This window comes from Mesorhizobium sp. M7A.F.Ca.MR.148.00.0.0 (assembly GCF_003997735.1).
Classification (GTDB): Bacteria; Pseudomonadota; Alphaproteobacteria; order Rhizobiales; family Rhizobiaceae; genus Mesorhizobium.
On the sequence record NZ_RZTB01000468.1, the window covers coordinates 1 to 328 of the forward strand.

Annotated in this window: 1 pseudogene; it reads left to right on the top strand. The window is 62.8% G+C overall.

The features are described from left to right. Positions 1-328 (top strand): annotated as a pseudogene (locus tag EOB49_RS34965) (succinate--CoA ligase subunit alpha); the annotation flags it as partial.

Here is a 328-nt window from a genome sequence, read left to right on the forward strand (position 1 = left end):
TCCTCGAAGCGATCGAGGCCGAGATCCCGCTGATCATCTGCATCACCGAAGGCATCCCGGTGATGGACATGATCAGGGTCAAGGCCAGGCTCGACCGCTCGACCTCGCGCCTGATCGGGCCGAACTGCCCGGGCGTGCTCACGCCCAACGAATGCAAGATCGGCATCATGCCCGGAAACATCTTCCGCAAGGGCTCGGTCGGCGTTGTTTCGCGGTCGGGAACGCTTACCTATGAGGCAGTGTTTCAGACCACCAATGTCGGACTCGGCCAGACCACCGCCGTCGGTATCGGCGGCGACCCCGTCAAGGGCACCGAGTTCATCGACGT